Genomic DNA, 10,643 nt, shown 5'->3' with positions numbered 1-10,643 from the left:
CGAGCTTAATCTTTTAATTTCTAAGTCACCTATGCGGTGAGGAAGAGTATTTGCGACAGTTCACTTGAAAGCCTTAGTTTCTAAGTCACCTATGCGGTGAGGAAGCTACTGTACGACCTCAAAGCATCTGGAAAATTTTTCTAAGTCACCTATGCGGTGAGGAAGTCAATGTTTTATTGTTTATACCTATCTTAAATTTTCTAAGTCACCTATGCGGTGAGGAAGTGATAGCTCAGTAACTCGTCTGGCATTTGCTATTTCTAAGTCACCTATGCGGTGAGGAAGCTTTAACAATAACTCGTGATAGCGGCATTGTATTTCTAAGTCACCTATGCGGTGAGGAAGGGGGATTATACCTCAAAAAACTCAGTTACAACAAGGCGTGGAGAGTGAAACACCCTGTTTTACCCTCCGTTTTTCGCCCTAATGTAACTGATTGATTTTATTAAAAGTTTTTAAATAGCTCAAAAAAAGGGTTTTTTGTCCCAATTTTTGGGTAATTCGTCATTACCTTATAAGTAGCTTACCAATGGGGCACAGTAACCTTATCTGCCGCATTGTTAATGCCATAGCTGTTAAACGACCCTTGAGTCTCATTATCTGCCATTTCTTGAATGATAGATAATGCGTAAGGTTGATTGTTGCTGAGGCTCCTTAAGTTGATATAAGGATAGGGTTTGTTATCCTGCTTGTGTTTGGCGCAGTGTATCAGTGCCGCCTCCAGCATAATGCCTTTGTGCTCAGCGAATGCTTCAGCCTGCTTGAGCACGTTTTTACGGCGGTAGCGTCTGATCACAACGTGCCCTTTGGCTTTGTCACCAACCTCATTGATGCGCTTCACATGCACATAGTCCGTCAATCGCTCTAGCCATTTATCGAGATCTAGAGTTTCTAAATCCTTTTGACTTTGAGCGAAGACACGTAGCTTTAAACCAAGTTTAGATGATTTGCCCTTTTCATCATAATGATAATCAGGGAAGCTGACACCGATAGATTCGATGCCGTGCTTGTTTTTCATCTCCGCTAAGGCAATATGAAATTGGGTAAATAGCTTACTCCAGATGAAGTAAGGCGCAATCTCAGGGTCAGGGATTATGGTTATTTCCTGATAATGTGTCAGTTGCATCAGCTACCTCCTTTACTAAATACACCGCCACGAATAAGGTTAGAGACGACATAGGCTTGTTGTTCAGGTTCTATATCTTTATCATTCACCCAATCTACCATCAGACTATACAGGTCATTTTTGCTCTTGCGATAGGCTTGACCACGTTGAGTAACTGCGCCATAAGGCTCTGCGGCAATTGGAAACTCAGCGTCATCGCTATACCAATTATCTACTGTACGCAGAGCATTGCCAATCTTGACGTTATGCATAGCCGCTTGGTCTTTTATTTTGAATAATACTTTGCGTTTTTCATTCATATTCATCTCTTGCGAAGGGAATACGTGTTGACCATTGCCCAATTTGACAAAAGCATCGACAGAGATAAGAACGTAGTTATCATCCTCGATCAAACCTCGTTTGATTGCCTCACTAAGTATCTGAAGATCACCGTTATTATGTTCAAAGTTATTCAAGCTATAGTCATAAGCATTAAATGTTAGTGCATTATCTTGACCTTTTATGTTTACCACAATGGTTATCTCTTCTGCACCTACTCGGTTGCGCCACAAAAAACGTCCGTTGGCAATATTATAAGCATAGCGTTTGGCTAACTCATCAATCATTGCGCTTTGTTTAAACTCGTTTACTTTTTGAGTAATCGCAGTTTCAAAGTCAGGTTGATTACATGAGAATGGTAAGCCTAGATTACCGATAATGCGTAAAGTAAAACTCACCTTCAAAGTATCGTGTTCTGAGGGCAGGTTTGCATCGTCATTACTTGCAGCCACTGGATTTGGTTTGATCTTATTGGCATCATTGATACCATGTGCGCTTTGGGTAGAGCGATTAAGTCTAGGAATGATTTTGATAGGTTGCCAAATAACAGCATCCTCTTTTTCGCCTTTATCTTTTTCGACAGCTTGTTCAATAGTGTTGGGCTTTTCTTTATCAGACCAGCCTCCAGAGAACATCAAAGCATCTGATGTTTCAAATTTACGCTCAAAAGCTAGCATGTTTGGTAAGGTTATTTTGCTCATAGTTGTCTTCCTTTTATTTAAAATCACAGGTTAAAAGTTACGGTTTAAAATTCAGTTGGATCTTGGATGATAATGTCATCGTTGCGGTTATCTATGCTGTTATCTATAACGTCAAAACTTTGCTGCTGACTACATAGATACCAGTTTGGCGCATAGTGGTATTGCCACATGGCATTGTTGATAGTGTCTAAGCTTTTAAAGCGGTGAACGCTACGCCACTCACCAATACTATGTACCGCCTCTACGAAACAAACTTCTGTCTCGTTATCTCGTGTACCTAAAACCTCTTCGTTATCTATGACATCAGAGATGGCTTTATAACCGCACATTATAGGTACGAGATAGCCTTTATTAGGCTTGGGCTGGTACTCCCATTGTGCTGGAGTTGTTAAATCAGGATTTATATAGTGTTGCCATTGGCTTATCAATGCTTTGTGTTGTTTATTTGCTGTATCACTCATATTGGTAAAATAATTCAGTAAATCTTTTGGTATGTTGTCTGAATCGTAGGACGTTTTTAAATGCTGCTGCCATTTATCGAGCAGATTAATGGCAAAATCGTTTTTATCTTTAGCTAATTGCGTTAGATGTTGGTTAATCAATTCATAAGCAGGTCTAGCACGACGTTTCAAACCGATAAAATCTATCCAAGCATCAAACAGCTCGATAGAAGAATCAGTCTCTTGTAATTGCTCTAAATGCTGACTCAATAATTCAGAACGATTAATCAGTACAAATCCCGGCAGTAATCTACGTTGTAGTGCTCTTATAGAAGCAGTATCTTCTGACTTTATAGAAAACAATGAGACTGATTTTACGTTTTGAATGCTGCCTCCGGCTAGCCGCTGTAAGTAGCATTGCTTGTTAATCCACGCTTCAAGTGCTTGCCCATACTGAGCAATAGAATCCTTGACCTCAATAAGCAAGGATACCGTCATCGACATTTTGCCTTCTTCGATAATGGGCGGCGGTGATTTTTTATCATGCGAGTCAAGATAGGGTGGGTTTCGAGACTGAGTAAAAGAGACCGATGAGCCATGTTGATAAGTGCTTGTGCGTTGGTCGTGAGAAATCACAGCGCAGCCTCCAAGTTCTATATCACTAAATTGACTATGCGCTTTCATTTTGCGCTGTAGTAGATGCGCGAATCCTAAGAAGTGAGTAATAGAAGGAAAGCCCCATGTAAAACCAGCAATAGCATTGGCATCTTGAACTTGAACGTGGTCGATCAATATATAATGGTTCATAGGACTTCGCTCTCCTTTGTTAAATCATCAATCAAGACAATATTCATATAATCTCGTAGATGCTCACTAAAAAACTTTTGCCAAAGTTTGCGATGTTCAGGTTGTGGGGTAAAGTTTTTACCCTTAGAACTTAACTTATTGTTTATCCATTGACCAAAGTCACGCGCGACCACAGATTGCCATTCATTATTTCTTTGAGCAGTAATAAATGTTTCGTCTTGTCTATCGATATCTAAGAAGTAGCAGTGTTCAATCCTATTGGCTTCAAGTTCACTATTTATAGACCATTCCGCAGGAAGCTGTTGCACTGTGCTGGCATAAGCAATCACATCATCAGTAATGGCTTGCAGCCATTTTTCTAGACCTTGCATGATGTTCGGTTTGCGATATACCTCAATAGCGCTTAAAAACATGGCGCAAAATCCATTGATGTTGTCACGACTCATCTGATTGAGTAGATAGTGGTTAAATAGATTAGTCTCATTGGCAGGAGGTTTGGTTTGGCTTTGCCAAATAGGCGGCTGAGTATTGAAGAGGTACAATTTACCGCCGCGTCTACCGTTTAATTGTGAAGCGTTACTATGATTGCTGGCAGTGACGGCAAGCGTTGCTTTAGCAGGAAAATCGTAGAATACTTCTGAATGATATTTTTTATCAAAATACTGATTTCTTATTTGTTTATTTTCATCATTGAATAATGCCCCGAAAATGTGCTGTGCTAAAGATGAGGACACCATATGACACAACAAATGATACTGGTCTTGTTCAGTATTGATAGGGAAGTAAACTTGCTTGGCCAAAAAATGTGTAGATAGAGTTGATGCTTGAGTAACCTCTTTAAAATGCTTGTTCCATTCGCTTAACTGAGCATCATTTTTAGCAAATGCTTGTAAAATAGTATTAGAGGGTTCTGCGAGCGCTTGTGCTAAAGTGACGCCATTTATCTCTAAAGATAAAAACTGGTAAATTGGCGCATACTGATTGCCAGCGACCGCACCATCTACGATGGGATTAGGTAATGATGAGGTGGTTAATAAGTCGTCTCTAGCAGAGCTAATGGCATCATTTAATGATGAGCTATCAATCTTTGAATGAGTAAGCTTTGAGACGTGAGTGGCAAAAGTTACGCTGCTAGCGTTGTCGGAAGCATCTTCAATCCAAGTGTTTATATGATATTTAGCAGTTATTTTTTCTACCATTGCTTGGTATTCAGATGCTAATTGAATTTTGTCAACAAGACTAAACTCGTCAAGATATTCGAATAACTCGATCATACGAGCCTTTTGAAAATCTGTTTCAGTTAAATGGTCAGGCTTTTTATTTTTGCGAGCGTCCAAAAACGCTTCAAACTCCTCAGACACCTCTTTAGACTTTGAAGCCAGCTTTTGAATCTCTTTGAAGGTTTCTTTGATAAATTTAATTAAATCGGTATCAAATTTTGATTGTAAAAAATCTACAATCAGCTGCTCCCACTCTTTATCATTCTCATTTGTCATAATTTTTCTCCTTAGTATTTTTGAATATTCCCAAATTATGGTGATAAAGAAACGTATCTTGCTCATCGCTATATTTGGTCAGGCGAAACTCGCCAAAATTTTTACTAATCTCCTCAAGAGACATATCAAAACTTTGGGTTAAATGTTGGTATATATTAAGCGGGTTTAAATCAAACCAGAACTGACTGTTTTTACCACTAGCTTGATAGTCATCTATGTTAAATATATCTTTAGCCTCTCCCAATACGGCTGGTTTAACCTCCGTATTCATCCACTTAAAAGTCATCTCTTCATTAATATCATCAAAACAAAGGCGATAGCTGATATCATTTTTGGAATCTCTAAAGCGCTGCTGACGTTGTACTTCTGCGCACCAATGCGGCTGTTTTGTCCACCATACATTGGCAGGACTTTGGCCTAGCTTGAGTTTTTCAAATAACGCCATATGTTCCAAAGCCGTTAGATGCCTGTACTGTAAAGCTGTTTTATCGTTTTTAGCTAAAGATACTGCCTCAAATGGAGATAACGAGATACGAGGAATAGCACTAATAATATCTATTTCACCTTCTCGCAAGACACTATTTAAGGTCTTGTCTGTTAGCTTATTAGCGGAGGTATTGAGCTGATGTGAAGCAAGCTTAATATGATAAGTGTTGCCATCTTGAAGGGTGAATTTGGCATTATTAGATTCAAATCCGGGTTTTTCAAAGCAGATATCTTTGTTTTTTAGCGCTTTGATGTTTTTATTCAAAACATGGATATTAGGCGTTTTTGGGTACAGGTCGCGATGACGTAAAACCCGTCCTGCTATTTGGATTATGGAGCGCATAGAAGAAGGCTCTATCACTGCCCAATCGTAATCGTGGTCACGTCCAACTTCTGCTACTGGAGAAGCTATCACGACAAATATATGATGCTTGGCAGGATGGTTATTGATGATATTGCCCAGTCCATCGTCGGGATGCCATATACGTTCTGAATCTTTGCGACTTAAGATATTGTCTAGCTTTTCTTCTAAGTGAGAACGTACAGCTAGAGCGTAGCGACTGTGATACACACAGTAATGAATACAAGTATCACTCGGTGCATCCATGCTGAGTAACTGTTTTGCAACGCCTATCATAGGGTCAATGTTTGCCATACGAACCAAACCTATAGACAGTGTCTTATCCTCTTTGCTTAGACGATGATCACGGTGTAATTCTGTGATGCTGTTATAGATAGTTTGTGCGACGTTTTCGAAGACTGATTGGCTTGGCTTTTCTTCAACGATAACGACCTTACCTTTGCGCTTAGGAAGTAAGTCTTCTAACTTCTTAATGCGTTTTTTCACAAACTTATTGTGTGTTTCTTTAAAGTTATTGATATTATCTTCAAGACTTTGAATAGGGGTGGTCATCTCATCAAACCACGCACACTGTATCGACTCATCCCAGCTATCAAGGTTGGCTTTAACAAATGCTCTCCAGCCTGATTGATAAGCATTAAAGCATTCGTAAACGAGGGCTGGCGGCATAGTAGCGGTAGATAACATGACTTTACTACCTAGCATGGCTGACCAATGAATCAGACGACAAAGGGCGGGCAGGTCAGTCAGTCCAAAATCATCAGGTTCATCTAGTATTAAATCGCTAGAGAGTAGGCGTAACATTGGGCCAATTTGTTGCCCACCACGTACGCCTTCTGTTGCTGGGATGAGATGGTCAATCGTACATACAAGGACTGGCGGCTGTAATAGCTTTTCTACACGCTCCTTGCCGCGCCGTGCTGTCCATTTCGATAGAGAGTGAGGGGTCTTTTTGACATCGGAGTTATACAAAAGATACAAATCAGGGTTAAGATAATCGTCAGCCGAAGCGCTGCCCAACACCTCATTTTCACTATCATCCTCATCTTTGTCTTTACTATTATGTTGATTTTCAAACAGCGCTTTTACAGCGATACCGCCTACCGCAATGGAAAGCTCATCATCTGATAAATCTAATGATTCTTGAAATTCTTTGCCAGTTTGTAGGGTGAGCGTACGCAGCCCTAATGCGACATTAAAGCGAATCTGCCCTGATGCCTTACCAAGCGCATACATTATCTTGGCATTGGCTAAGGTTTTCCCGCTACCTGTCGATGCCATATTGATACCAAAAAAACCATGTTGCAGTGTTTTCTCACTGATATCATCCGCTATTTTTTTAGCAGCGTCTTGCCATTTAAATTTTTTGAGCAAAGCTTCAATTTTCTGCTCTTTATCAACACCTGTAATGTCATAAGACAGTGTAGTCTTGACTTTGTCTTCCAAAAAACTGTTTTTAGACAATCCGCGTAGTTCTGATTTAAATTTTGGCAAAGCCTTTATGATACGTTCGGCATGATAAGCTACCCCAATCAGATGCTCGTCTAATTGTTGTTTATAAACGATGATATCCTCATCTGTTTTATGAGTATTTGCATAAACAGGGTAACGACTGCTGCGCCAGCCATGGCGTCCCAAAAGTTCACGAGTTTCATTGATACTAAATGAAGAGACGTGATGGTCGGCTAGCATGAGCGCAAGCCTTGATAGGTGGGCGGTAAATAAATCGTCTTGAAGGTAGTCGGTGTTGTCGTTGATTAAGGGTAGTAGCTCTTGCTTGGCTTGCGCGGCAAGCAAACAAGCATAAGAAGTCCATTGTTGACTATTGAAAGGCAATCCATGCTCGGTTAATGACCAATTGTCATCAAAACGCTGTTTTTGGTCATAGTCTTGACAGTTAGGTGAGTTCCATAACGGTTTAAACTCATTTAACCATTGATCAATATTACTGAAATCAGGCTCATGTCCAAGCTCGTTTTTCCATTTAGGATAAGAAGGTAGCTTGTGGTGTGAGACGATAAGCCAAGCGACTAATCTAGCAAAGGGAGGTAGGGTAGTTATCGGATTGGTAAAGTTTTCAGGTTTATGAATACCATCCTTGTATAAAAAAGTATCGTCACTCACATCACCATCAATCAATTTATCAAGCCAGTCTTGGTCAGTTGTTTGACCGAACATGAAAGCTTCGAATAAACGTAGAGATACCCACTCATGACGAAAAGGCTCGAACGAATCTGTTTTAAGATTGGGTTTTATTTTCTTCTGAAATAGAACATTAGCTTTACCAAAATCATGGAATAATCCAGCAATGGCAGTGGCATATCTCATTAAGATCAGTGTTCGCCATTGATAATCGTCTTGATAAACAGAGATGTCTTTTTCTGTAAAATTAACAGGTACAATGCCAATCTCATTAAACTGACGTTTATTACCTATGATCCACACCAGCTCTGTCAGCTGGCGAGTCTTATTACGATGACAGCTAACCGCCGTAGATTTGGTCGCTGACTTACGCAAGAGCTGCTTAACCGTCTCTAGCCCATCCTCAGTAATAGCCGTCTGCCAAACGTTATCGCCAATGCGGTTAGCAAAGGAGTCTAAGATACGCCGTGTGCGCTTAAGTGATTTTTTCTCACATTGGGAGACAAAGGTAACAATCATTTTCTACACTTCCCACTTAGTCATCGCCAACTGTTTAACCACTTCAAACTGATAATCCAGCGCCTTATGTTTGGTAAACATGTTGATGCACTCTTGGCGAAACTCTTGCTCGCTCATGTTCTCGCTAGCGCAAATAAAGGCGAGGGGCAGCACCAGCGCGTCTTTGATGATATCGGCGATATCAAACACCAATGCCCCGCGCCGAGTCTTACCATGCATCACCGCAAAGCCATGTGGAATACCAAGTGTCCATGCGGTCGTCGCACCGAGACCGTACGCCAGATAGTTCCCATGATTGAGGAAACCATTGGCCTTATCGATACCATCGTGCTCACGGGTAAAGCCGTCATAACCCGTATTTTGGGTGGCTAATTTATAAAGCTGTTTAGTCAGGCGGGCTTCCAATTGCAATAAATGCATGACCTCTGTCTGCTTATCGATTTGCTGAATATTATCATTGAGCAGTTTCTGTATCGCATCGATATTGCTATCAAACCCCCAGCGCTTAAAGTCGCTGTCTTTATTCCATACCGCTTGCAGATAAGCAACGCGAGCTATTTGCAATTGCTTGGCTGCGGCAAGTCGTTTATCATTATCCCACCACCAGCTCATCCAGCCTTGAATATATTCAGTCGGTCGATACTCGCTTTGCGGAGTCATCCACTCAACATAGACCTCACGCTCTGTGCCCATAAATAACGGCATACCACCACCACCGCAAAAGCCAACTAACACGCCTGCTTGTGATAGAAGGCGCATCGCCGCTTGAGTAATGGAGGTGCCTGTACCAAGTAGAATGGAGGTAGTGTTAGCGATAGGAATATTATAATAGAGGTTAGCTTTGTCATCTTCAGTAAGATACAGCACACGCCCGTCCTTTTGCATGACTCGGCAATGCGACAGATAGTAGATATTGGCACGTTTGGAGTGCAAAATGGTTTTGAGATCTGAAGAGACAAAGCTATTGTCGGTATAGGGGTTGCTAGGTTTGCTCATTATCTTTCCATTTTGTGGCAAAAGCCATATCAGATGTATGGTTTTACTATAGTCAAAATAATATAATTAAACAATAGTCAGGCTGATAAAACACGACACATAATGTCGTTTAGGTATGAGTATTTACTAGAGTTGGCTTTTCGAATAAGAGTAATACAAATTTAGAAGGCTCTAAATAAACTGAGTTTATAAAATCGGGAAGTGATTAATGGAGAGCGTCGCACTGTCAAATATTAGAGATCACTTTATGATTAACGTAATAGCACTATGAAATTCGCCTGCATCACGGGCGCGTGGATTTAGATACTTAAGTCTGTCTATTTGTTCAACCAAAATCACATCGTTTGCATGGGCGTCTTCGATCAGCTGCATGAGCTTTGTACGTACTAGCTTTGCCCCTGATTCATTCTAGACATAAACGCAGCGATTTTATGACCATTAGCAATATATATAAGCTAATTTTTGGCATGCTTAGCATCTTATTGTTTTATTGATGCTCTAAGATACGCTTTTATAAACATAACCACCTAAAATAGTCTGCTATAAGTGGTCTGTTAATACGTTTGAGAGGTAGAAGAACTAGTTTCGCTAGGGGATACCCAAAAAAGTCCTCTAAACGATAGCTTATCTGTAAGTAGTCAGGGCGATTCAGAAACCTGATTTTAAATCTATAGGTTGAGTCGTATGGCGTTTTGCCATATATTTGCCCAGTAAGGGTAAGCAAAACAATGGTAATTGAAAAGCACCCAGTAACGGTAGAAAAACCGCACCCATAAAAGGTACAGTTATGGTGTAAGAAAGTAATATATTGCGTCCGCCACACACCAGCGCCGCGACAATAGCACTCCCACAGCTAGCAGCATTGGCATAAAAATATAGGTGGTGTGTCAAAAAGTATGCTGATCAAAATTTGAACAATTTTTGAAGCTTTAAAAGCCATATATAATCAGAGAACTTAGCATAGACTTCTTATTGACTTTTAGCGCCAGCATACTTTTTAGAACACCACCAAATATTGAATACCCGTGACGAAGGGTGGTCACCAAAGTATCGATTTAATTCTAAATTTTTATGTTGAGTTTCTCTGCACACGACAAAAAAACAAAAAAGTCTGTTAAAGCAAAGGCATAATAGTAATTTTTAAGACGAATCAGACCATGCCAAACTTTAACAGACTTAGTGAAACTTTAACCCAAAACCTGAGTATGAACAAGGCAAGAATCAATTGTTTGAGCCTAATGATAATAGCCC

6 protein-coding genes, 1 pseudogene and 1 CRISPR repeat array are annotated in these 10,643 nt (G+C 40.3%); all 7 genes and pseudogenes read right to left on the bottom strand.

Translation table 11 applies throughout. The annotated features are described in order from the left end of the window. Positions 1-17: 17 nt before the first annotated feature. A CRISPR array of direct repeats spans positions 18-345; the repeat unit is 28 nt; unit sequence TTTCTAAGTCACCTATGCGGTGAGGAAG. 178 nt (positions 346-523) lie between these two features. Continuing rightward, the gene (cas6f, locus tag A1019T_RS11835; protein WP_077451831.1) at positions 524-1,126 is read right to left on the bottom strand and encodes a type I-F CRISPR-associated endoribonuclease Cas6/Csy4; all 603 of its coding nucleotides are present in this window, start codon (positions 1,124-1,126) and stop codon (positions 524-526) included. Next, complete coding sequence (gene csy3, locus A1019T_RS11830; protein ID WP_077451829.1) at positions 1,126-2,145, bottom strand: type I-F CRISPR-associated protein Csy3; 1,020 nt, start codon at positions 2,143-2,145, stop codon at positions 1,126-1,128. Before csy3 ends, cas6f begins: the two co-directional genes overlap by 1 nt. Positions 2,146-2,189: 44 nt before the next feature. Then, a complete protein-coding gene (gene csy2, locus A1019T_RS11825) occupies positions 2,190-3,392 on the bottom strand; it encodes a type I-F CRISPR-associated protein Csy2 (protein ID WP_077451827.1) in 1,203 nt (400 codons plus the stop codon). Next, positions 3,389-4,888: a type I-F CRISPR-associated protein Csy1 gene (gene csy1, locus A1019T_RS11820; protein ID WP_167366874.1), complete on the bottom strand. Its 1,500-nt coding sequence runs from the start codon at positions 4,886-4,888 to the stop codon at positions 3,389-3,391. Before csy1 ends, csy2 begins: the two co-directional genes overlap by 4 nt. Next, positions 4,878-8,396 (bottom strand): type I-F CRISPR-associated helicase Cas3f, encoded by a 3,519-nt coding sequence (cas3f, locus tag A1019T_RS11815; protein WP_077451823.1) that lies wholly within the window; start codon positions 8,394-8,396, stop codon positions 4,878-4,880. Before cas3f ends, csy1 begins: the two co-directional genes overlap by 11 nt. A gap of 3 nt (positions 8,397-8,399) precedes the next feature. Further along, a complete protein-coding gene (cas1f, locus tag A1019T_RS11810) occupies positions 8,400-9,392 on the bottom strand; it encodes a type I-F CRISPR-associated endonuclease Cas1f (protein ID WP_077451822.1) in 993 nt (330 codons plus the stop codon). A 648-nt stretch (positions 9,393-10,040) separates the two neighbouring features. Further along, positions 10,041-10,238, bottom strand: a pseudogene (locus tag A1019T_RS13780) (hypothetical protein); the annotation flags it as partial. Between the last annotated feature and the right edge of the window lie 405 nt (positions 10,239-10,643).

The organism is Psychrobacter piechaudii (assembly GCF_900162825.1).
GTDB lineage: Bacteria > Pseudomonadota > Gammaproteobacteria > Pseudomonadales > Moraxellaceae > Psychrobacter > Psychrobacter piechaudii.
Note: the sequence above shows the minus strand (reverse complement) of the source record. Positions and strands in the feature narration are given on the sequence as shown.